Genomic DNA, 24,054 nt, shown 5'->3' with positions numbered 1-24,054 from the left:
CTCCTTAACGAGGGGTTTTTAGAGGAAAAGCTTTCTCTATAGATGCTAAAACTTCAGATATTAACAATTCTGGAGTTGGAGATAAAGAATAGGGTAATGTTTTCTTTATTTGCTCTGTTTTTCCATGACATTGTTGAATATACAATGCATTTCCCGTACCTTTAATACTAGAAATGTTGTGGTGTAGAGCGAATAGGCGTACTTGAGCCAAAGCAAATAACCATAGTACCTCTTCTGGAAGAGGACCAAAGCGATCACGCATCTCTTCTTTTATGAGCTCGAGTTGTTCAGCATCTTCAGCACCGCCTATTTTCTGATAGAATTCTATACGTATAGATGCCAGATCGATATAGGTATCGGGAATACGTGATTTGTAAGGGAACTCTATCTTGACGTCATCGTTAAACAGCAAAGGAGTAGTATTGTTTTTCAATGCTGCCACAGTCTTTTTCAATAGCTTGCAGTAGAGATTGAACCCTATGGCACTTATGTGCCCTGATTGATCGGTTCCTAAGATATTCCCAGCTCCACGAATTTCTAAGTCATGGAGGGCGATTTTCATCCCCCCGCCATATTCTTGTTTATTCAAAGCTTCTAAACGTTTTGCAGCGGGACCTGATAATCTATCTAAATGAGACACTAGGAAATAGCAGTAAGCTTTTCTATTCCATCTTCCTACCCGACCTTTCATTTGGTAAAGATCTGCCATACCAAACTTATCGGCTTGATCTACTAAAATGGTATTGGCATTAGGAATATCGATACCGTTTTCTATCAATGCTGTTGCTACAAGAATGTTGATTTCTTGGTCTTTAAATTTTTGGAATATAGAAGCTAGTTCATCTGGGGACATTTGTCCGTGAGCAACAGCAATACGTGCTTCGGGGATCAATGTTCGTATGGTATTTCCTAATCTAAAAATACTTTCAATACGGTTATGAATAACATAAGCTTGACCACCACGAAGTAATTCATGACGTAAGGCTGCGGATAAAGTCTCTTCATTATGTTCTAAAACAAAAGTAGAGACGGGGAGCCTGTCTAATGGAGGCATAGTAATTAAAGAGAGATCACGAGCACCCGATAAAGACATATACAATGTTCTAGGAATCGGTGTGGCGGATACTGTCAGGCAGTCTACTTTAGGATAACGTTCCTTAAGGAAGTCTTTAACTTTAACGCCGAAACGCTGTTCTTCATCAATAATCAATAACCCAGGATTTTTAAATTCAAGGTTTTTGTTTATCAGCTTGTGTGTTCCAATTAGGATGTCAATATCGCCTTTAGCAGTGTCCTCGAAGATCTTTTTCATAGATTTTCTTTCTGAAAATCGTGAAAGAACAGCAATATTTATTGGTAATCCTGCCATGCGTTGTGAGAAAGTTTCATAATGCTGATTCGCTAAAATTGTTGTAGGTACCATGACAATAACTTGTCGATGGCCATCACAGACAGCTTTTACAGCAGCGCGCATGATGACTTCCGTCTTTCCAAATCCCGCATCACCACAAATTAATCGATCCATTAGCTTATCGGACATCATATCAGAATAAATTTGCTCGATAGCTTTTAATTGATCAGGAGTTTCCTCATAGGGAAAGTTTTCCGCGAATTTAATCACCTCCTCACCGTGGGGAGGATAAATAAATGAAGGGATAGTAGACCGCTGTGCTTCTAGTTGAAGAAGCTTTTCAGCATAGAGCACAAGGGATTTTTCAGAGAGATCTCGAGATCTTCTCCATTTAGAGCCATTAAGATTATGAAGATCAGGAGCTTTATCAGAGGCCCCTACATAGCGTGAAATTAAATAAGCTTGGTCAGAAGGGACGTACAGCCTAGCTTTATCAGCATATTCAAGAACGAGATAGTCTGTTTCAATATTTAAGTGATTTGGCTTCTTTTCTATTCCGATAAATTTGCCGATACCATTGTGAAGATGCACAACGGTCTCGCCAGGAATAGGAACAAAAACTTCTTCGGTAGTTACAGAAAAATAATTTCTCTGTTTTTGTCTCCTCAACACTTTTGTAGCAGAGAATTCTGCAAGGGAAATTGCTGCAAATCTTTCTTCAACTAGAGCAAAGCTTGTAGAGAGATTTCCTGGCTTTTCGTAAATATGTATAGAATTTCCCGATAGAGTTTCTACTAAAGCACGAGCTTCTTTTAAAGATTTTGCTTTTGTATTGTAGAGAGCTACATTAAAGGGTTGGCCTTTATGAGGAACATATTCTTGAAGTTTTTGTAGAAAACCCAGAAGGGGATTTTCTTGATCATCGATAGTCTCATTAGGATAAACAAAAGGAACAACTAGGCGAGAAGCTTTTACATCACGATGAAAGACTTCGATATTTACTTCATTGTTTTTAAGATTGCGAACATTAGGGAAGCTTTTCTCTTCAAAGAAAATAGTAGGGGATTGCAAAGCGCGTTCACAGAGATCTGTAATCGATAGAAAGCGGTTAGGCAACGAAGACAATGTTCCCGAAATCTCAGAAAAATCATCTTCTAACATCGAGAGATTGTCAAAGATAAAGACAGGGGGTGTTTTAAAATAATCCAATAGGCAATGTGATAACGCTTCTTTCCCTGAATCTTTTGTAGCCGGAGAAATCGAAATTTTGGAAACTTTTCCTGTTGAGAGTTGGTCAGAAGGGTTGAAAGGACGTATGGAGATGATCTTTTCTCCCCAAAATTCTATGCGAAAAGGTTCTTGAGAAGATAACGGAAAGATATCAATAATCCCCCCTCTATAAGCAAACTCTCCTTTATCACTCGCAAGAGTTTCATGGCGATAGCCTAAATTTTTGCATAGATCGATCATCATTTCAGGATCTAGCACATCACCAACTTGGAGATCTAAATGTTGATGACCAGTATCTTTAGGTGAACGAGTTTTCTCTAGTAAAGCTTTTAACGTGGTTATGCAAAATAACGGAGCTTTCTTTTCATATAATTCATAAAGAACTTTATCACGTTTACCCACAGCATCAATATTGACAAGCTTAGGAGATAGATCAATTTCGGATGAGGGAAACTCAACAGGGGCACATCCTAAAAATGAGGAGAGATCTTCGAAAAGATCATCAATACGAGCGCGTGTGGTAATCATTACCACAGACTCGTCCCTCTCGCGGAAAAACTTAGCGGCTAAGAATCCGCGAGCTCCAGGACGGATATTTTCTATTAGTAATGGAATAGAGGCGTTAGTTATTTCAGATAAGATGGGTAGGTTTAAATTAACTGGGTCGAAATCCATTGCCATAAAGTGTTATTTAATGCGTCTGCTTGTGGGAGATTATCTGCACTACCTTGTGCAAATATATCTTTTCCTCCCCAACGACCACCACAAGGTGTAAGTACTATTTTTAAGAGGTCTTTAGCCTGCAACCCCTGTTTAACAAGGTCATCAGAAATTCGAGAAAAGATGATATATTTCCCATTTTTCTGAGTCGTCCATAAGGAAATTAAACGTAAGGGTATTTTTTGATGTAAGCAGTTAGCATATTGTTGTAGACGATGACTTTCTGATTCGGGTAAATGATGAATCAAATAGGAAACATCGTCAACCTGCTGACAACCGTCAATAAGCTTATCCAATAAGGAATGAATCAGCTTATTCTCTAATTCAGAGATTTGTTTTGCTTGTTCTTTTCTTTCTTCTAGAACGTTTTGTAATTTATTCAGAATTTGATCTCGAGGAGATTGTAAAACAAGAGCAATTTCATTGAGATTTTCATTGTCTTGATGTGCTAGAGCTTCGGCTTCTCTTCCCGTCACAGCTTCTATACGGCGAATTCCTGTGGCTACAGCATGTTCCTTAAGGATGCGGAAATACCCGAGATCTCCCGTAAATTCTGCGTGAGTTCCTCCACAGAGTTCGTGGGAGAAGCCTGCTGAGACTACGCGAACAACATCACTATATTTATCTCCAAAAAACTGTTTAATTTCTTTGGAGTTCATCACGTCAGAATACATAGCCTCACGAGTTTCCACACGGTGGTTTTCTCGGATTTTCTCGTTAACTAAAAGTTCAATAGAAGCTAAGTCTTCTGGAGCAATAGCTTTGGGGTGAGTGAAGTCTAAACGAATTTTTGTATCGTCGACATAAGATCCTGCTTGGCGAATATGATCGCCAAGGGTCACCTCTAAAGCTTTATGTAGAAGATGGCATCCGGTATGATTGTTGCCAATTTTCTTTCTGCGGATGCAATTCACTTGCGCAGTGACTGCTTGATCTTGAGAAAGTTGCCCTTGGGAGACCTCTCCATGATGAATGACTATTCCTGCTTTTGGAGATGTCGTATGGCTAACAATAAAGGTCCCATCAGAACAGAATATTTCTCCAGAATCCCCAATTTGCCCACCTTTTTCTGCATAGAAAGGAGTAACTTTTAAAATTAAAGCACCTTTCTCTTTCTCCTTAAGTGAGGAAACTTGTTTGCCATTACTAACCAAGGCTTCAATAAATGTGTCACACGATAAATCGTTATAACCAACAAATTCTGAGTTCTCTCCTAAAGATAGAGAATCGTAAACCGTATCTGTAGAGCTGTGGGATTTAGCAATGTTTTTTCGAGAACGCTCTTTGGCTTCTTCTTCTAATTGGTAGAAGGTTTCCATATCTACGGTGAAATCATAGTCTTTAGCTAATAAAGCGATTTCATCAAGAGGTAATCCATACGTGTCTTTTAATTTGAAAGCATCCTCTCCAGAAATGATCGAGGATGATGACGAAGATTTAAGTACCTGTTGGAGTAAGTTCCCACCACGATGAAGAGATTTAAAGTAGTTCTCTTCTTCCATGGTCATAACTTCTTGAATTTGAGATAGAGATAAACGTAATTCAGGATAAGCCTCTCCCATAGTATCCACTAAAGAAGGGACGATGTCTGCTAAGAAAGGTTGGGTAAATCCTAAACGCTTCCCATAGTTTACAGCTCTTCGTAAAATTTTTCTTAATACGTAACCACGTTCTGTATTTCCTGGAAGCAAACCATCAGCAATAGCAAAAGATAGAGAGCGTGTATGATCAGCAATCACTCTAAAAGCAGCCCCTAAAGCCTCATCTGCGTGATAAGTTTTTCCTGATAGTTGTTCTGTTTTTGAAATAAGGAGACGTAAAACATCGGCTTCAAACACCGTATTTGTTCCAGAAAGGATAGAAACTAGACGTTCTAATCCCGCACCTGTATCCACATGTTTGTTTGGTAAAGCTAATAAGGAACCTTCTGCTGTGCGATTGAATTCCATGAAGACAAGATTCCAATATTCTAAAAAGCGTTCCCCTTCAGTATCTTCCAAAGGAGAAGCTGCTGTGCCAAATTTTTCTCCACGATCGAAAAGAAGCTCGGAACAGTATCCACAAGGGCCTGTTTCTGCCATACTCCAGAAGTTGTCCTTATCAGTCAGTCTGAAAATGCGTTCGGAGGGAAGATGCTTTTCCCAAAGAGCGAAAGCTTCATCATCTTTTTCGTGAACAGTTGCGTAGATACGATCAGGGTCTAGGTTAAAGACAGATAAAGAAACTTCCCAGGCAAAAGCAATCGCTTGCTCCTTAAAGTAATCGCCAAAAGAAAAGTTCCCTAGCATTTCAAAGAAAGTAAGGTGTCGCGACGTATGTCCAACATTGTCGAGGTCATTATGTTTGCCTCCAGCACGGATACATTTTTGAGAAGTCGTGGCGCGCGAATAGCTCACAGTTTCTTTGTTTAGAAAAATATCCTTAAATTGATTCATCCCTGCATTGGTAAAGAGAATCGAAGGGTCGTTGTGAGGAAAAACAGGAGAGGAAGGAACAATAGTGTGATGACGATTGGCGTAAAATTTTAAAAAATTAGATCGAAGAGTGTTACTTAACATAGGGAATGACTTTGTAATGTCAAAAATGTTGAACTTGCTTCAATTATATGGGAGAGATTCATTTTAGTCTCTAATACTATCCTAAGAAAGAATCTTTTTATTCTTAACATAACAAATGTTTCGCCTAATTAAGATAAGCTAGTATGAGATGAAGATATAAGAGTTATGCAGCCGTATAATGAGTTGAGTAGTCTTGCTTTTTGGTAATGCATCCCATATAATTTTAATCTTTGTATGTTGTGAAGCGCTTTTAGGTCTGGCAAATGGTAAACAGGGAAGTAGACGTAGATATCTTGGAAAAGATCTCAGGAACTCTTAAACAGTTAAGTATAGAGATCATTCAGAAAGCGGGTTCTGGTCATCCGGGATTGCCTTTGGGTTGTGCGGAACTTGCCGCGTACCTGTATAGTTATGTTTTGAGACATAACCCAAAAGATCCTTTATGGATTGATAGGGACAGGTTTGTTTTGTCAGCAGGGCATGGTTCAGCGTTACTATATGCCTGCCTTCACCTTGCTGGATATGATGTTTCTTTAGAGGATCTTCAGCAGTTTCGTCAGTTGCATTCACGAACTCCTGGTCATCCAGAATTTGGAGAAACTGAGGGCGTTGAAGCTACTACAGGACCTTTAGGTCAGGGTGTAGGTAATGCTGTAGGTATGGCTTTATCTATGAAGATGCTTCAAGTGCGCTTTAATCGCCCTGAACATGAAATTTTTAACGGTAAGGTGTATTGCCTAGCCGGTGACGGATGCATGATGGAAGGTGTTAGCCATGAAGTCTGTAGCTTGGCAGGGACATTAGGCTTAGATAATCTTGTCGTTATATATGACTACAATAACATTGTTTTAGACGGCTTCTTAGGAGAAGTAAGTTCTGAAGATGTTAAAAAGCGTTTTGAATCTTACGGCTGGGAAGTTTATGAAATCGATGGCTATGATTTTTCCTCGATTCATGAAACGTTTGTAAAAATTAAACAGTCGCAACAGCGTCCTGTATTAATAGTAGCCCATACGATTATAGGGCACGGCTCTCCTAAGGAAGGAAGTCATAAGGCTCACGGATCGCCTTTAGGTGAAGATGGCGTAGAACAGACAAAACGTTTCTGGCATCTTCCTGAGGAAAAATTCTTCATTTCTCCTGCAGTGAAATCCTTCTTTTCCCATAAATTACAAGAAGATCGTAAAGTGCAAGAGGAATGGCAGAATGATTTCCGTGTTTGGTCACGTCAATTCCCCGATTTACATCAAGAATTTCTTTCTCTAAAAGCGCCGATATCCTCTGAAACATTAGAGACAATACTTGAAAGTGTGGAAATGCCAGAAGTCATAGCTGGTCGTGCCGCATCTAACAAGATAATTCAAAATTTAGCTAAGAATATCCCTTCACTTATTGGGGGATCAGCAGATTTATCAAGTTCAGATGGAACCTGGATAGCAGAGGCTAAAGAAATTAATAGCCAAGACTTCTCCGGCAGGAATATTAAGTATGGTGTTCGAGAATTTGGTATGGGAGCCATTATGAATGGTTTAGCCTATTCTCAAGTATTTCGACCTTTTGGAGGAACATTCTTAGTATTCTCTGATTATTTAAGAAATGCTATTCGTTTAGCAGCATTGGCTAAGCTCCCTGTTATTTATCAATTTACTCATGACTCTATTTTTGTTGGTGAGGATGGTCCTACACATCAACCTATCGAACAGATCATGTCATTAAGAGCTATCCCAGGTCTGCAAGTTATCCGCCCTGGAGATGCCAATGAAGTGAAGGGGGCTTGGCATGCAGCATTGCGTCATCTTGGCCCTACAGCATTGATTCTTTCTCGACAAAACTTGCCTACATTAGCACAGACAGACAGACCATTTAAAGAGGGTGTGGGACGTGGTGCTTATATTGTTTTAAAAGAGACCGAAGGTAAGCCCGACTATACTTTATTTGCTACGGGATCAGAATTGCATTTAGCATTAGCTGTAGCTCAGGAGCTGATTTACTTAGATAAGAAAGTTCGAGTCATTTCCTTCCCATGTTGGGAATTATTTGAACAACAAGATTTTGAATATCGAGAAAGTGTGGTCGGTGGTGATTTAGGTTTGCGAGTCTCCATAGAAGCGGGATCTGCATTGGGTTGGTATAAGTATATCGGTCTCGATGGTTTGGCTATTGCTATGGATAGATTTGGCTATTCGGGAGCTCCCGCTGATGTAGCGGAAGCTTGTGGATTTACTGCGGACTGTATTTTACAGAGAATACTTTCTCAATAATCACTATCTGAAATCCCGGAATTTTTAGGCATAGTATCGTCAGCTTCTCCCAGCTCCATGTGAGGTAGGCCTTTATTGGCTTTTGTAGGACGGTTTTTCAATACTATGTTTAATTTTGTAACGACATCAATTCCTGTGGTGATGTGGTCTTCCGTGTATGTTTTCAACACCAAATTTCCGCTTTCCTTAGTCTTTATTCCCTCTTTCCTTAATGGTAAGTCGGAAATGACCAGCAAAGCTCCTATGGGAAGATTTCTTCTATAACCTGCGGAAAATAACGTAGCACATTCCATTTCTATAGTTTGTGCTTTGTTTTCATAGAGTTTCTTTCGAAATTCTTTATTGAATTCCCAAAAACGGATATTTGTCGTGTGGGTAATTCCGATATGATAACTCGATTTTTTCTCTTCTAATATCTCTGTGATGGTCTTTTGAACCATGAAGTTCGCTAAAGCAGGAACTTCAGGAGGGAAATACACGTCAGAAGTTCCTTCTCCTCGAATACTAGCTATGGGAACAAAATAATCTCCAACTTGATAGTGCGAACGTAATCCTCCACACATACCTAGCATCACAGCAGCTTTTACATGGGGGAGAAAAGAACATAAGTCCACAGTTAAAGCCGCTCCAGGAGATCCCAGCTTAAAATCAAGAATAGAAGTATTCACTTGAGGAGCGTGTGCTGCAGAAAACATCGATCCTTTTGAAATGGGGACTTGATATGCCTCTGCGAATACATGAGTATAGTAAGCAAAATTTGTTAAGAGCAAGTAAGGGCAAAATTCTTCAACAGTCGATCCAGAATAACGCTCTAACATGTCCTGGGCTATTTTTGATTCATTGATATGGGTGTCTTTTTTCTTAAACATGCTTTTGCCGCCCTAGTTTAACTAGATATTATCGAGATCAAATAATATGTTTAATATGGCATATAGGAAAATTGCGCATTTAAACTAAAAGTAATAATTTTTTATTATTGTAGATCCTAAGCTATACAAGACATTCTTCTGGACAAAGGAAAATGTCCTAGATAACATAAATAGGAGAATTTTAAGGATAAATGGCCCCATGGTTCGTGTAAGCACTAGTGAATTTCGTGTAGGATTAAGAATAGAAATAGATGGTCAACCTTACTTGATTTTACAAAATGACTTTGTAAAACCAGGAAAAGGCCAAGCTTTCAATAGGATTAAGGTAAAAAATTTCCTAACGGGAAGAGTTATTGAAAGGACGTTTAAATCCGGAGAATCTGTAGAAACCGCGGATGTACGAGAACAACAGATGCGTTTCCTTTATTCAGATCAAGAAGGTGCTACCTTCATGGATGATGAGACATTTGAACAGGAGATGATCTTCTGGGACAAAATAGAAAACATCCGTCAGTGGTTATTAGAAGATACGATCTATACATTAGTTTTGTATAACGGTAACGTTATTGGCGTAGAGCCTCCAATTTTTATGGAGCTTACCATTGCTGAAACAGCGCCAGGTGTACGTGGAGACACAGCCTCAGGAAGAGTATTAAAACCTGCAGTGACAAATACAGGAGCAAAAATTATGGTTCCTATTTTCATTGAAGAAGGTGAGGTTGTTAAAATAGATACACGTACAGGTAGTTACGAATCTCGAGTTTCTAAGTAGTTTTTAGCTATAAGAAGTTCTATTGTGTAAAAAACACGATTTTCTTAGATTCCGTGATATGGAAACGAAAAAAACAAAAGAGCTATCTGCAGAGGCAGAGCTACTTAAAAAATTGCGAGACAAGGCTTTAGTTCTTGAAGAACAAAAGAAGCGGAAAGTTTGGGTTGAAAAACTCATCGCTATGCCGGAATCTACTCGTGACATTTCTCATTGCGACGTTCCTGATACCCCAGAGGTATTTCGAGCTATTGCAGAAAAAATTTGCGAAGAAGGTGTGTAGTTTCCCTACACAATTTCTTCCATTTTTGCCCTTGTCTTTTCTTAAAAAATTACCAAGACTCCAAACTTGCTTCTATAGAAATCTCTAAAGGTTCTTTAGTGTCTAGGAGATTTGTTATTGCTGTGGTATAGACGTGGTACCCTTGAGGGTATAGATCTATAATATGAAAGCGTGCGTTAGAGGGTAATGAAATAGACCCACTATTTAAAATCATATTCGGTGCGTGATCTTTACAGTTATAAACCGCAGCCTGATGATGATGTCCATGAAGATATAAACGTACGTTAGAATACTTTTTCAGGACGTGTTGTAAAAGTAAGTAGTTAATTAAATCATGAGAGGGGTCTTTTGTAGGTAAAAGAGGGTAGTGGTTGGCAATAATAATATTTTCTTGTGGGGGCAGACTGAGAATAAAGTTTTCTAAAATAGAAATTTGCGAGGATTTTATCATGCCATTTGCTGAGAACCAACCATTCAAACACGAACAGTCTAGTAAGACTAACCACCAATGATCTACAAGTTTGTTAAAGGAAATTTGCTCATTTTGTAATTGTGTATTAGGAAAATATTGATAGAACGTCTGATGATTCAGTGCTTTTTGAGTATACACATCATGATTTCCAGGAAGCACATAGACAGAAGCATTTCGTGCTAGGTTGTTCACAAAATCTTGAGCAAGTAAGAATTCTGCGTCCAAAGCTGTTAGAGAAAAGTCACCCGTAATGCAAATGCTATCCGCTTGTAATTTTACAGCTAGGTCTGGGAAACGTTCAGCTATTGTGGATGATTGGAATGTCACACCACCGAATACTTGGCGCAACGCTCCTTTAAATCTTTTATTTAGACAGGTTAAAGGATTCTTAGGAAAGACACAAAAATGCACATCAGAGATATGAATAATACGATGAGCTTCTGAAGATTTGTTATGCATAGTCTGTTTCCCTAAGGATAGTCTATTTTTAAAAGCTATAAGCTAATAAAAAAAGACATCCCTGTTTTTTCTATCAATATTTACAATAATTTAAGCTCTTTCCTCAGTAGGAAAGGAAATATAGTGATAAATTTTTATCTTCGAAATAACAAAGATAGCGTGTTTTTCTGATATTTAAAAAGAAGGGAAACAGCGTTCTCGTTTTAAAATATCTCTAAACAAAACACGAAAGCAAACATAGTACTGTGTCAGGATTTTCTCATTAACTATTTTGTTTGTAGTTCACATGAAATAGCAATATTTTAATCTCTTCGAAATATTGAAAATAAAGCTATTGAGCAAAAGTTCGCGCTGTATATCTAGCAATATAAGACTTCCGCATAGTTTATTTATTTACATCGTTAATGATTACTTTTGATGAAAGTATATTTAATCCTGTTTCTAGCGCCAGGGAAAAAATATCGGTGATTTTAGCTAGGGGATCTAAAATTCCTGAAGCAATAAAATCTTCTATCTGCTGAGAAAGAACATTCATACCTAAACTGGGGGTGGATAACGATAGGAGTTTATCGATAACCATTTTACTGTCTAACTTTAGGTTGCTGATTAATTGCTCTAAAGGAGCGCGACAACACATCTGTGTCACATGCATAGCAGCTTGTTCTTCTTCAGAGAGGTTCTCCTCATCATATAGATTCAAAGAAGCATAGAATAGACTTGCGCCACCTCCAGGAATATAACCTTTGTCTAAGGCAGATGTTAATGCGGAGAGAGCGGAGGAATAGAAAAACTTGGTTTCTTCGCAGACAGGAACGATGGCAACAGAACCTTGTAAGCGGTGTTTTCTCTTTGTCAATGCCGTTTTTTTCTCTTGAGAAGAGCTGGTGCGTATTTCTTCTTCTATTTGATGTATTTTTAATGCTAGAACTTCAGAGACGCTATTTCCATGAATGATGACCGTTTCTTCTTCAGAGATTTCTACAGAAGCACAAGAACCTAAAGATGCGCGTTCAGGGAGTTGGGTAGCTGGAGAAAAGCTCTGGGAGAAAACTGTAGTTCCTGTGAATAGGGTAATATCTTCAGCAAAAGTTGAATCCAAGGAGGGGTTGTTTAAATCGACGACAACAATTTGTAAAAGATCCTCAAGTTTATTTACTGTAAATGTAGCAAGAGCATCTTGATCTATGCCCTTACAGAAAATCAGCAAGCGTTCTCCATTCTCTTGTAATTCTTGAAGTAGAGGGAAGAAGCTAAGAACTGAGGTAATCTTTTTATCAGTAACAAAGATACGGGGATGAGAAAGTATAATCGTTCGCTGCGTAGGTTGAGAAATGAAATAAGGAGAGATATACCCACAGGGAATTTTTAATCCGCGAGTTACCTGTATATGGGGAATGCCGAGTGACAACGAAATGAATCCCTCAGAACCTACAGAGGAAAAAGCTTCTGTCAATTCTGTAGCAATTTTAGGATCTGGAAGAGAAGAAAAAATAATTCCTCTAGCTTTATTACTATCTTTTAAAGGCCAAGAATGTTTCGTTAAAGATGTTAAAAGTTTCTCTTTCATTTTTCTTAAAGCAAAACAAAGTTTATAAGGAGACAAACCTTGATCTAAAAAAAGGTAACTTTCTTTAAGAAGAGTATAGAGTAGAATGACCCCTGTAGTGACGCCGTCAAGATATTTTTTATGGATTTTCTTTGCCATGGCTTTAGCAAAATCCACACCGATATTTTCATGAGGATCTGTTAACGTGATACGAGATAAAGATAGATAACCTTGATGCTCAAAAAAAGATAGAGATGAGCTCACCGGGCCGTAGTGGTCCTTGATGGAGTGAAAGACCTTGTCTATTCCAAGGAAAAGTTTTTTATCTGTATCATACAGAGAGTTTTCCTTGTCTAACATGGTAGCCTCCAAGAAGTCTTAAGCAAAACTCACACTACCAAGTCATTTTTTAGAGTACAATACCTTAGATAAAAAGAAAGGTGGCACCCGGAATCGAACCGGGGATAGAGGCTTTGCAGGCCTCGGCCTTACCGCTTGGCTATGCCACCAAAAAAGCGAAAGAAAACCCTAGTTTAAGCGAAATACGATTTTATAGTCAGTAGGAAATCTTACGAGAGTGTTATAACGTTGCTTGCATTCATGTAGTATGTTTATTTATATTGACGAACAAAATATTTGAAATGCTCTCTGATTCAATCCTAGAATTCATAAATCGTATGACCACTCAAATAGTATTATTCTAAGTGAGTGTACTTTAATCATAGACAAAAGGTCGAGGAATGCAGTCTATCTTATTAGAAGATTGGGTATCGTTAATGTTATCTGATGTGAAATACCCAAGGTCTGGGAAAAAGATTTCTGGGGTTGCTATTGATAGCCGTCAGGTGCGTCCAGGAGATTTATTTTTTGCTCTTTCTGGGCAATGTACAGACGGACACCGTTTCCTTAAACATGCCGCGCAGGCGGGAGCCGTGGCAGCAGTAGTTTCTAAAGACTATTGTGGAGATTCTTTCGGGTTAGAGTTAATTATTGTTAATGATCCTACAGAAGCATTGAAAGAAGCCGGAGAAAACCAAAGTCATCTATTTCAAGGAACAATCGTTGGGATTACCGGGTCTATCGGAAAGACAACAACAAAAGTATTTGCAAATACTTTTCTTTCCTCAGTGTATAAGGTATACGCGAGCCCTAAAAGCTACAACTCTCAACTTACTGTTCCCTTAAGCTTATTAATGGCAGACGGCAATGAAGATTTTATCATTTTAGAAATGGGCGTCTCTGAACCAGGGAATATGAAGGATTTACTTTCTATAGTAGAGCCCGAGGTTGCTGTAATCACGAATGTGGTAGATCAACATGCTATGAATTTCTCCGATAAAGGCATTCAAGGCATTGCTGAAGAAAAGGGACGTATCTTACAAAATAGTCGTGTACAGCTTCTTCCTAAAGATTCTCCATGGTACCCGCACTTTATAAAACAGGCTTCGTCTTCTGAAAAGTTTTCCTTTGCTTTTCATAATGAGACCGCCGATTTTTACTATAAGGCTATTCGTAAGGACAGCGTGATTATAAGCACCCCTGAAGGCGATATAGATTTTGCAATTTCTTTTCCTTATCAGCCAGCCTACAGCAATTTATTAATTTCTCTATCTTTGGCTTGGCTTCTTGAAGTCCCTGTCGATAGGATAGTTCACTCTTGTTGTGATTTGCAACTCCCTCCTATGCGTTTTGAGCAAAGCATGCGAAATGGCATTCAAGTAATCAACGATGCTTATAATGCCTGTCCAGAAGCAATGATTGCTGCTTTAGACGCTATTCCTCATCCTTCAGAAAGCGGAAAAATCATATTGATTTTAGGTCATATGGCAGAATTAGGAAATTATTCCGAGGAAGGACATACTATTGTTGCTAAAAAAGCTTTATCAAAGGCTAGTATTATTTTCTTCATTGGAGAAAAATGGTTGCCGATACAACATGTATTAAACTACGGTTCTTGTGAAGTTTCCTTTCACCCATCTGCTCAGGGTATTGAAGAGATCTTAAAGAAAGTCGTCCAGCAAGGAGATATTGTCTTGCTAAAAGGATCACGATCTTTAGCTTTAGAATCTCTGCTGAGCTGTTTTTAATTTTTAATACTTTACTTATGAGTTCTGTATTTTCTTATTTTAACGAATCCTGGATGCTTCTTTTGGCAACAGTGTTTGGTCTAGCATTTTTCCTGGGGATTTTCTTAGGGAGACCCGTGATTTCCTGGTTGAAAAAGCAAAATCACTATGATCAGGTGCATAAAGAACACTGTGAAAAGCTAGAAGCTCTGCATCAGGATAAAAAAAATACACCTACAGCTGGAGGCATACTTTTCTGTATTGTTTTGTTAACGACTGTTTTCCTTTGGCTTCCCTTAGGGAAGCTTTCAACGTGGTTATTTGTATTTTTGATAATCAGTTGGGGAACCTTAGGTTGGTATGATGACATTATAAAAAAGGAAAGGAAAAAAGGGCACGGAATCACAGCAAAACAGAAATTCGTTATTCAGCTAATCATCTCCGCTATCACCATTGTAACGATATTCTCCATATACAAAGGAAGCGCGCTATTCTGTACATTACAGGTTCCTTTTTTCGGAACGGTTTCTGTCGGACATTCTATTTTAGGTAAGTTTTTCTATTTTGTTTTAGCAATGCTAACAATTGTAGGGACGAGCAATGCTGTAAATCTTACGGATGGTCTCGATGGCTTGGCCGCAGGAACTACATGCATGAGTGCCTTGGGTTTGTTGGTTGTTGCTCTTTCTAACCCTACCATGCCTTTAGCTCAAGATGTCTCTATAGTATTATCTGCATTGATAGGCATAAGCTTTGCTTTCCTAAAATACAATCGTGCTCCTGCACAGGTATTTATGGGCGATACAGGATCCTTGCTGATCGGAGGAGTGTTGGGGAGCTGCGCTGTGATGCTTCGTGCAGAATTACTTTTAATTTTGTTGGGGGGAGTTTTTGTTGCAGAAGCAGGATCTGTAATTTTACAAGTTGGGAGTTGTCGCTTAAGGAAAAAGCGTATTTTTCTATGTTCTCCCCTACATCATCATTATGAGTATAAAGGAATTTCCGAAACAAAAGTTGTCGCGCGTTTTTATATAGCAGGACTACTTTGTATGATTTTAGGGATCATTGCAGCATTGTGGAGATAGTTTGTGAAACACCAAAGAGTCATAGTTTTAGGGGCAGGGGTGACTGGAAAGTCTGTAGCAGAGTTTCTTCATTCTCGGGGAAGTTATGTGATTGGAATCGATGGATCTTTAGATGCTCTAAACTCTTGTAGTTTCTTCCATGAGCGTTATCTAGATACCATCGAAGAATTTCCTGAAGATATGGATTTATTTGTACGTTCTCCGGGAGTCAAGCCCTCGCATAGTTTGGTGGTTGAAGCAAAACGTAGGGGGATTCCTATAGTTACCGATGTCCAGCTAGCTTTTCAAGATCCAGAGTTTCATCGGTATCCTTCTATTGGAATTACAGGATCGGCAGGGAAAACAACAACAGTGTTGTTTTTAGTCCATCTACTGCGCTCTATGGGGATGGGAGCTTTTGCTATGGGGAATATAGGCGTGCCTATCCTTCAGGCAATGCGTGAAAAAGGTATCCGTGTTGTTGAGATCAGCTCTTTTCAACTAACCGAACAAGAAATAGAGACTCCTGTGCTATCAGGAGCTGCTATTTTAAATATTTCTGAGAATCATTTAGATTATCATCAAAGTCTGCAAAACTATAGCGAAGCAAAAAGGAACATTACTAAATGTTTACAATCGGTTGAATCTTTATGGGTTGGAGAGTGGCTTTCCCCTGGAAAATCCTATCTGGATTATACTAAAGAAATAGCTTCGGTTTTAGACAAAGGGAGTGCATTAAAACCATTATACTTGCATGATAGGAGTAATTATTGTGCAGCTTACGCTTTAGCCAATGAGATATCTAACGTTCCTTTGGAAGCGTTTTTACAGGCACTTCAAACCTTTGAAAAACCTCCCCATAGGATAGAATATCTGGGAGAAAAAGATGGCGTAAGTTATATCAATGATAGTAAGGCTACAACTATGAGCTCTGTAGAAAAAGCTCTAATAGCTGTGAAAGAAAACGTCATTGTTATTTTGGGCGGAAGGAACAAAGGTAGTGATTTTACCTCTTTGATTCCAATCCTTACTCAAACGGTAAAACATATTGTGGCTATGGGGGAATGTCGGAACGAAATTGCCCAAGCTTTATCTGGTAGTCTTCCTTTAACTCAAGCCCGAGATCTACAAGAAGCGGTAAGCATGGCCCAGAGTATCGCACAGCCTGGTGATGTCATTTTATTATCTCCGGGATGTGCCAGTTTTGATCAATTTCGAAGCTTTGAGGAACGAGGGGATTGCTTTAGGCAATTGGTTGGTGACATGGAGGCATTAAGAGTATGAACCGTAGAGATACGATTATAATTGCAACTTTAGTGAATGCAGTTTTGGTGCTAGTGTTATTCACTACAGCGAAACATGTTGATAAGAAAAATACCGATGTATTTCTTCCTCCTCTACCAGCAAAACTTGTTGAAGTTGCCCCCACAAGTGTGGAAAAAGTACAAGAGAAAGTTGAAAAGGTTGAGAAGCCTATTGTAGAAACCCCAGCTCAACGTGTTTCTAAAGAAGAATTAGCAGCACAATTTGCAGAAAATAAGCCTGTGGTTGTCAAACCTTCTCCAGCGCCTAGTGTTCCTCAAACAACTCCTTCTGTTCCAGTTGCGCAACCTATATCTCCTGAACCCAAAACCCAAGTTACTAAAGAAGCTGCTAAGAAAGAAGCTTATGCAACCGTTATTGTGAAAAAAGGAGATTTCCTAGAGCGCATTGCTAAGGCAAATCATACGACAGTAGCCGTTCTTATGCAGATCAATGACTTGTCTTCTACGCAATTGAAGATAGGTCAGGTATTGAAGGTTCCTGTATCTAATAAACAAGAGGAAATTAAGAATCCTCAGGTAAAAGTCTCCAATGCTGAAGATTTCTATACCGTGCAAGAAGGTGATAGCCCTTGGACTATAGCTTTGCGTAATCATATCCGTCTTGAAGACCTATTAAAAATGAATGATCTTGATGAGAATAAGGCGCGCAAACTTAGACCTGGAGATCAGTTGCGTATACGGTAGTCTTGCTTTAGGCCCAATATGAAGTGGTTTATTGTTTCATGTTTATTAGGGATTTTTTCTCTGGGCCTAGTTATGGTTTTTGATACCTCCTCAGCAGAAATTCTTGATCGTTCTCTTGCTTGCAGTACACATAAGGCTTTAATGCGCCAGATTACCTATTTATTATTAGGGTTAGGTCTTTCTTCTTTAGTTTATATGACAGGATGGAAGGATTTTCTAAAAATTAGCCCTACGCTATTACTGATCGCCGGAGTCGCTCTTATCGCTGTTTTGATTCCAGGGGTAGGGGTATGTAGGAATGGTGCGAAACGTTGGTTGGGTATAGGGCAGCTTACTTTACAGCCTTCAGAATTCGTGAAATATCTTGTTCCCTGTGTTGCCATAGAATACCTGGTTTCTCGTCCGCAGTATCGAGAAAACTTTAAATTATTTCTTAAGCTGACCATAACGTTATTCATTCCCATTTTATTAATTGCCATAGAGCCTGACAATGGTTCTGCAGCTGTAATTGCGTTTTCTTTGATTCCCGTATTTATTATGACAGCTGTGCGATTACGTTATTGGTTACTTCCCCTGTTGTGTATTCTTGTTATTGGCGGTGCTCTTGCTTATAGAATGCCTTATGTGCGTCATCGATTAAATGTCTATCTCCATCCAGAGTTGGATATTAAGGGACGAGGACATCAGCCATATCAGGCAAAAATTGCAGCAGGATCAGGAGGGTTACTAGGTAAGGGGCCAGGAGCGAGTCTGCAAAAGCTTACCTATTTACCGGAAGCACAAAATGATTATATTGCAGCTATATATGCTGAGGAATTTGGTTTCATTGGTATGTTGCTTTTGATCTTGCTATATATGTATTTTGTTTATGCTGGTTATGTCGTTGCTATTCGAGCTTCTTCTTTGGAAGGGTCTTCATTAGCGATAGCTATTACAGTGATTATTGGGATACAAGCTTTTATGAATTTAGGCGTTGTATCTGGCTTGTTGCCGAGTAAGGGAGTGAATCTTCCTTTTTTCAGTCAGGGAGGGTCCTCTTTGATTGCTAATATGTGTGGTGTTACATTGCTGTTAAAGGTGTGTGGTGAAGAAAATCAACAAAATAGCTCTAGCTGTCGGAGGATCGGGAGGGCACATAGTTCCCGCTCTAGCAACAAGAGAAGCATTTTGTAAAGAGGGTGTAGACGTTCTTCTTTTGGGAAAGGGGTTGGATAATCATCCAAATCTTTGTGATCTAGATGTGCATTATAAAGAGATTCCCTCAGGATTGCCGACAGTCGCTAGTCCCGTAACAGCTATTCGTAGAATGTCTTCCCTATACAATGGGTATAGGAAAGCTAAAAAAGAGCTATGTATTTTCGATCCCGATGTTGTTATTGGATTTGGGAGCTACCACTCTCTTCCTGTATTAATGGCAGCATTAAAGAAGAAAATCCCTATATTTTTACATGAGCAAAATCTTATTCCAGGCAGGGTAAATAAGCTATTTTCACGTTTTGCTAAAGGTGTAGGGGTATCTTTCCATCCAGTAACTAAGAATTTCCGATGTCCTTCTCAGGAGGTCTCTTTGCCAAAAAGAGCCTTCTCTGCTTGCAGCCCTATTGCCGAACGTCTTGCATCACATTCCCCAACAATTTGTGTTGTGGGAGGCTCTCAGGGGGCGAAAACATTGAATGATCATGTCCCTCTTGCTCTTGTAGAAGTTGCGAAGGATTATCCAAATATGTATGTTCATCATATTGCAGGGCCTAAAGGTGATGTGATTTCTATACAACATATCTATAGCCGCGGTGGAGTATCTTTTTGTGTGAAACATTTCGAGCAGGATATGCTGAATGTTTTGCTTTCATCAGATCTTGTCATTAGTCGTGCGGGGGCAACAATTCTAGATGAGTTATTGTGGGCACAAAGTCCTGCGATACTTATTCCCTATCCGGGAGCTTATGGACACCAGGAAGAAAACGCAAAATTCCTTGTCTATACTATAGGAGGGGGATCAATGATTTTGGAAAAACAGCTGTCCCAAGAGGTTTTGACTAAAAATATTTTGCTTGCTCTCGATCCTGAAACTATTAAAAATAGGCGAGCAGCACTGCGAGATTATTATCAGAACAAATCCTCTAAGTCTTTTTATCAATTTATTTGCGAATGTTTATAGGGAATCTATGAATAGGAAAAATCACTATCATTTTATAGGGATCGGTGGAATAGGAATGAGTGCCTTGGCTCATATTTTATTGGACCGGGGATATTCCGTATCGGGGAGTGATTTAAATCAAGGCATTACCATAGATAAGCTTATCGCTAAAGGCGCCGCATATTTACCAGGACATAAAGAAAGTTATGTTCCTGAAGAGGGTACGATTATCTATGGATCGGGAATTGCTAAGGATAACGTAGAGTATAAAGAAGCTCTGCGAAAACAGCTCCCCCTAGTACATCGCGCTGAGCTTCTTGCCTTGTTAATGCAAGAGCAGACAAGTATTTTAGTTTCAGGAAGTCATGGGAAAACCACGGTATCCTCATTAATTACAGCCATCTTTCAAACGGCGAAAAAAGATCCTTCTTATGCTATTGGCGGATTGAATTCTCAATATTTAAATGGGTATTCAGGAAGTTCAGAATATTTTATTGCCGAAGCTGATGAAAGTGACGGCTCTTTAAAGCATTATTTTCCTAAAGTAGCTGTAGTTACAAATTTAGATAATGAACACCTGAGTAACTTCGAAGGAAGTAAAGAAAAACTTGCGCAAACGATCGAAGAGTTCACCCGCAAGGTTGATGATCCGAATTTATGTTTTTATAACGGCGATTGCCAGGAACTTAAAGGGAGAATCTCTGGAATATCTTATGGGTTTTCTCAAGAGTGCGCTCTATATATTTATTCGCATCGTCAGGAAGGCTGGCGTTCTGTATTTTCCCTATCTTTCTTAGGAAAAGACTACCTAGATATAGATCTTAACTTGATTGGCAAGCATAACGTGGCAAATGCTGCTGCAGCTATAGGTGTTGCGTTAACTTTTGGCATCGATGAGGAAAGTATTCGAGAAGCTCTTAAAAGTTTCTCCGGAGTGCAAAGACGTATGGAAAGAAAGAATACCTCTGAGAAATTCCTATTCCTTGAAGACTATGCCCACCATCCTTCTGAGATTTCTTGTACTTTAAGGGCGCTACGCGATGCTGTAGGCTTACGGCGTATCATTGCCATATGCCAACCGCATAGATTTTCTCGATTGCTCTATTGCTTAGAAGAATTTTTCAATGCTTTCCAAGATGCCGATGAAGTCATCCTTACGGATGTCTACAGCGCTGGAGAAATGCCATTAGATCTACCTTCTCCTGAGAAACTAGCAGAAACTATTTCTTTATCTTCTCATGTTTGCTGTACCTATGTTCCCTACGACAATGTCATAGAGCATCTAAAACAAAATATTCGTGTTCATGATGTCTGCATATCTTTAGGAGCAGGAAATATCCATACCGTAGGCAATGCTTTAAAAGATTTTGAACCTAAGAAATTATCAGTCGGAGTAGTTTGTGGAGGCCAGTCTTGTGAACATGATGTCTCTTTATTGTCCGCACGTAATGTCGTTCAATATCTTTCCCCGCAACATTATGATGTGCAGTATTTCGTTATCAATCGTCAGGGATTGTGGTCGCAAGTTGCGAACCTAGATGCGGGAAGCGATTATAATAGTAAAAACTATCACGTGTTATCTTCAAAGATCGCAGAAGCTTTAGCTAATTTAGATTTCGTTCTTCCCATCCTACACGGTCCTTTCGGTGAAGATGGTACGCTTCAAGGATTCTTGGAAATAGCTAATAAGCCCTATGGAGGGCCTTCGTTGCTCTTTTCAGCAATCAGTATGGATAAGATTATGACAAAACGCCTTGCTGCTTCTGTAGGGGTTCCTGTAGTTCCTTATCAGCCATTAACCTTACCCACCTGGAAGCGAACTCCAGAATTATGTATGCGCAGAATTTTAGAAACATTTACTTTTCCAATGTTTGTAAAAACAGCACATTTAGGATCAAGTATCGGTGTATTTGAAGTTCATAATGAAACGGAACTTAAAGCAAAAATATCCGAAGCATTTCTATACGATACCGATGTCTTTATCGAAGAGAGCCGTTTAGGATCTAGAGAAATCGAAGTGTCTTGTCTTGGGGATGCATGTAGCTGTTATTATATTTCTGAACCACATGAGCGCCGTGGGTCAAAAGGATTTATTGGTTATGAAGAGAAATACGGATTCAATGGTAAATCTAGCGCTACAATACAATACGATCTGAATCTTTCCGAAGAATCTAAAACACGCGTGAAAGAACTTACAGAGCGTGTGTATCGTGTTATTCAAGGTAAAGGATCTTGTAGAATCGATTTCTTTTTAGATCGTGAAGGAAATTTTTGGCTTTCTGAAATGAATCCTATTCCAGGAATGACAAAATCCAGCCCATTTTTACATGATTTTGCTCGCTTAGGATGGACCTTCGAACAAATTGTGCATCAGTTGATCATAGCAGGATTACATAAGTTCGATCAGAAGAAGAAAGTCAGCAGCACTTTTAATAAGCAGTGCTTATTAACCGCGAAGAGCTAAAAACTCCGCAAAGGGGTTTTTAGCTATTGCCAAACTCTATTTATGAAGAAGTAGAAAAGTAGTGAATATTATTCAGAATGGTGATTGTGGCTGCATTGGTGATGTGCTGAAGATTCTTCTGAATCTTCCTTATCCTCTGAACAGCAGGTAGCACGACCACAACATTGAGAGGCCATTTCTGAATCATTAGAGTTGTTTGAATCGAAACAAAAACTACCGGAAGCATCCTCATCCTCGCTAACAGATTCTCTGCTGCCTTCGGGTTGAATCAAGTCGATTTGTATCTTCTTTTTTAATCTTGCGCACACACGTCTAAGAATAGTCCTTAACGCGTGTATTGTATTTCCTCGTCTACCTATGATCTTCCCTATATCATCGGGAGCCACACGTATCTCTATCTTTATAGATTCACCTGACTCATCCTGAATAGAACGAATTTCCACAGCTTCAGGATCAGCAACTAAATTCTTTACGATATATGCTACAAACTCTTCCATAAAATCCAAATTAAATTGAGGTGTGGAGAAAAAGAATGAGATACTTATGTATCCCTCAAAGTTCCGGAAGAGATTATATCGATTTTCTAAATAACGTCAAGATTTATTCATTCCTGAGGTATTTGTGGGGCCGTTTCTAGAGATAACCACTGTAAATACTGCGGATTTCCATCATCAACTTTAACCAAAAGGATTTCTGGAACATCATAAGAACATAAGGACTGAATTATTGCGGAAACTTCTGAGAATCTAGAAGATATTGTTTTGATGTGCATGTGATATTCTTCGGAAATATAGAGTTTGCCTTCCCACATGTATGTCGAATTTCCCTTTGGGAAAACATGAACACACGCGGCAAGTTTTTGCGTGACTAAAGCATGAGAAATGCAATCAGCTTCTTCTTGAGAAGGGAGCTGAGTAAAGATGATTACAGGCGTCATATCTTGCTGAATAATAAATGGTTAGGGAATCTTAAATCATAGATATAAGATTGCTGAGAGTCTATTACAGTGCTATTTTGAGCGAGATGATAATTCTTTAGACCATTATACAATGTTTGGTATTGAAATCTTAAAAGGCTCCCTGAAGATAAAGTTACTGTGATCTCCATAGGATATATTTCCGTAAGAGACAAATCTATAATTTTAGGAGGATCTTCTTTGAGCTCTTCAATGAAGAGAGATGCAATATCTATTTTCCATGAAGGTAAAATAGAAGCCTCTAAGTCTTTTGTAGAGAAAAAAATTTTGGGAAGTTTTTGAGATTTAAAAAAAGGCAGGCAAGGGAATTTCTCGCCAGAGTAATTAATGAAAGTGTTTTCTTGGTTACCTAAATAACCCATGGGGGAGTGTAAAGAGTAAAAGATAATGATACCTTTATTATCAGGAATCTTTTCTATAGATACTGAAGAGAATATCCCCAATTCTTTTAAAGTGGCTTCTGCCTTCTTAGTCGTAAATTGATGTAGGTACGTTGGATGATCTGCGGAGAGTTGTAGCGTTTCTGAAAAAATTACTTCAGGAATTCTAGAAGAAGATGAGGAGACCAGGAAAATATTTTTAATTGGCAGAGCTTTTGTTGTAGGGAGTGAAAAAGTCTCGGGAAACAAAAGCCAATGAATGGTAGGGATAAAAATTAAGGTGCTAAGAAAAATGCATAGTAATGCGTAAGAGATAGAATATCTCGGTCCAGGAGAAAAAAGCGTTTTTATAAAGCTTCTTACCATGGGTGCGCATTGTTTTTTATTTTTATCGTAAATAATATCGCTAATATTTGCGAGGGACTATTTGGAGTTGCTTT

General features: G+C 38.9%; 18 protein-coding genes and 1 tRNA gene. 10 read left to right on the top strand and 9 right to left on the bottom strand.

Features of this window, described 5'->3' with window-relative positions:
* Window positions 1-4: 4 nt before the first annotated feature.
* Window positions 5-3,262 (bottom strand): transcription-repair coupling factor, encoded by a 3,258-nt coding sequence (mfd, locus tag CCA_RS04380; RefSeq protein ID WP_011006832.1) that lies wholly within the window; start codon window positions 3,260-3,262, stop codon window positions 5-7.
* The gene (alaS, locus tag CCA_RS04375; RefSeq protein WP_011006831.1) at window positions 3,232-5,859 is read right to left on the bottom strand and encodes an alanine--tRNA ligase; all 2,628 of its coding nucleotides are present in this window, start codon (window positions 5,857-5,859) and stop codon (window positions 3,232-3,234) included. The genes mfd and alaS overlap by 31 nt, the downstream gene beginning before the upstream one ends.
* A gap of 263 nt (window positions 5,860-6,122) precedes the next feature.
* On the opposite strand from alaS, the gene tkt reads away from it, so the two are divergent.
* Complete coding sequence (gene tkt / locus CCA_RS04370; RefSeq protein ID WP_011006830.1) at window positions 6,123-8,120, top strand: transketolase; 1,998 nt, start codon at window positions 6,123-6,125, stop codon at window positions 8,118-8,120.
* Here tkt and CCA_RS04365 read toward each other — a convergent pair.
* Window positions 8,114-8,989: an AMP nucleosidase gene (locus tag CCA_RS04365; protein ID WP_011006829.1), complete on the bottom strand. Its 876-nt coding sequence runs from the start codon at window positions 8,987-8,989 to the stop codon at window positions 8,114-8,116. The genes tkt and CCA_RS04365 overlap by 7 nt on opposite strands.
* 199 nt (window positions 8,990-9,188) lie before the next feature.
* Between CCA_RS04365 and efp the strand changes: the two genes are divergently transcribed.
* Both efp and CCA_RS04355 read left to right on the top strand, forming a co-directional pair.
* Window positions 9,189-9,761 (top strand): elongation factor P, encoded by a 573-nt coding sequence (gene efp / locus CCA_RS04360; protein ID WP_011006828.1) that lies wholly within the window; start codon window positions 9,189-9,191, stop codon window positions 9,759-9,761.
* A gap of 58 nt (window positions 9,762-9,819) precedes the next feature.
* On the top strand, window positions 9,820-10,041 hold the full coding sequence (locus tag CCA_RS04355; RefSeq protein ID WP_011006827.1) for a hypothetical protein: 222 nt from the start codon (window positions 9,820-9,822) through the stop codon (window positions 10,039-10,041).
* Window positions 10,042-10,090: 49 nt separating this feature from the next.
* Here the strand turns inward: CCA_RS04355 and CCA_RS04350 are convergent, their stop codons facing one another.
* The 3 genes from CCA_RS04350 to CCA_RS04340 form a co-directional block, all read right to left on the bottom strand.
* Window positions 10,091-10,972: a metallophosphoesterase family protein gene (locus CCA_RS04350; protein ID WP_011006826.1), complete on the bottom strand. Its 882-nt coding sequence runs from the start codon at window positions 10,970-10,972 to the stop codon at window positions 10,091-10,093.
* 385 nt (window positions 10,973-11,357) lie between these two features.
* Entirely contained in the window at window positions 11,358-12,878 is a 1,521-nt protein-coding gene (gene groEL3, locus CCA_RS04345) for a variant chaperonin GroEL3 (RefSeq protein ID WP_011006825.1), read from the bottom strand.
* A 78-nt stretch (window positions 12,879-12,956) separates the two neighbouring features.
* A tRNA-Cys gene (locus CCA_RS04340) sits at window positions 12,957-13,027 on the bottom strand.
* A 231-nt stretch (window positions 13,028-13,258) separates the two neighbouring features.
* Here CCA_RS04340 and CCA_RS04335 point away from each other — a divergent pair.
* Genes CCA_RS04335 through CCA_RS04305 form a run of 7 tightly spaced genes read left to right on the top strand, consistent with a single transcriptional unit; the run spans window position 13,259 to window position 22,258 of the window.
* Window positions 13,259-14,605: a UDP-N-acetylmuramoyl-tripeptide--D-alanyl-D-alanine ligase gene (locus CCA_RS04335; protein WP_011006824.1), complete on the top strand. Its 1,347-nt coding sequence runs from the start codon at window positions 13,259-13,261 to the stop codon at window positions 14,603-14,605.
* 17 nt (window positions 14,606-14,622) lie between these two features.
* Complete coding sequence (mraY, locus tag CCA_RS04330; protein WP_011006823.1) at window positions 14,623-15,669, top strand: phospho-N-acetylmuramoyl-pentapeptide-transferase; 1,047 nt, start codon at window positions 14,623-14,625, stop codon at window positions 15,667-15,669.
* 3 nt (window positions 15,670-15,672) lie between these two features.
* Complete coding sequence (gene murD / locus CCA_RS04325; protein WP_011006822.1) at window positions 15,673-16,932, top strand: UDP-N-acetylmuramoyl-L-alanine--D-glutamate ligase; 1,260 nt, start codon at window positions 15,673-15,675, stop codon at window positions 16,930-16,932.
* A complete protein-coding gene (locus tag CCA_RS04320; RefSeq protein ID WP_011006821.1) occupies window positions 16,929-17,657 on the top strand; it encodes a lytic transglycosylase in 729 nt (242 codons plus the stop codon). Before murD ends, CCA_RS04320 begins: the two co-directional genes overlap by 4 nt.
* A gap of 18 nt (window positions 17,658-17,675) precedes the next feature.
* Complete coding sequence (gene ftsW / locus CCA_RS04315) at window positions 17,676-18,830, top strand: putative lipid II flippase FtsW (protein WP_011006820.1); 1,155 nt, start codon at window positions 17,676-17,678, stop codon at window positions 18,828-18,830.
* Entirely contained in the window at window positions 18,739-19,815 is a 1,077-nt protein-coding gene (murG, locus tag CCA_RS04310) for an undecaprenyldiphospho-muramoylpentapeptide beta-N-acetylglucosaminyltransferase (RefSeq protein WP_011006819.1), read from the top strand. The genes ftsW and murG overlap by 92 nt, the downstream gene beginning before the upstream one ends.
* A gap of 7 nt (window positions 19,816-19,822) precedes the next feature.
* Window positions 19,823-22,258, top strand: a complete 2,436-nt coding sequence (locus tag CCA_RS04305; protein ID WP_011006818.1) for a bifunctional UDP-N-acetylmuramate--L-alanine ligase/D-alanine--D-alanine ligase — start codon at window positions 19,823-19,825, stop codon at window positions 22,256-22,258.
* A 68-nt stretch (window positions 22,259-22,326) separates the two neighbouring features.
* On the opposite strand, the gene CCA_RS04300 is transcribed toward CCA_RS04305, so the two are convergent.
* The 3 genes from CCA_RS04300 to CCA_RS04290 all read right to left on the bottom strand — a co-directional run bounded on the left by CCA_RS04300 (window position 22,327) and on the right by CCA_RS04290 (window position 23,980).
* Window positions 22,327-22,755 carry a KH domain-containing protein gene (locus tag CCA_RS04300; RefSeq protein ID WP_011006817.1) on the bottom strand — a complete coding sequence of 143 codons (429 nt, stop codon included), beginning with the start codon at window positions 22,753-22,755 and terminating at the stop codon, window positions 22,327-22,329.
* 107 nt (window positions 22,756-22,862) lie between these two features.
* On the bottom strand, window positions 22,863-23,195 hold the full coding sequence (cutA, locus tag CCA_RS04295) for a divalent-cation tolerance protein CutA (RefSeq protein ID WP_011006816.1): 333 nt from the start codon (window positions 23,193-23,195) through the stop codon (window positions 22,863-22,865).
* Entirely contained in the window at window positions 23,192-23,980 is a 789-nt protein-coding gene (locus CCA_RS04290; RefSeq protein WP_011006815.1) for a hypothetical protein, read from the bottom strand. The genes cutA and CCA_RS04290 overlap by 4 nt, the downstream gene beginning before the upstream one ends.
* Window positions 23,981-24,054 lie beyond the last annotated feature (74 nt).

It is taken from the genome of Chlamydia caviae GPIC (genome assembly GCF_000007605.1).
Taxonomy (GTDB): Bacteria; Chlamydiota; Chlamydiia; order Chlamydiales; family Chlamydiaceae; genus Chlamydia; species Chlamydia caviae.
This window is presented reverse-complemented; position numbering and strand designations above follow the sequence as displayed.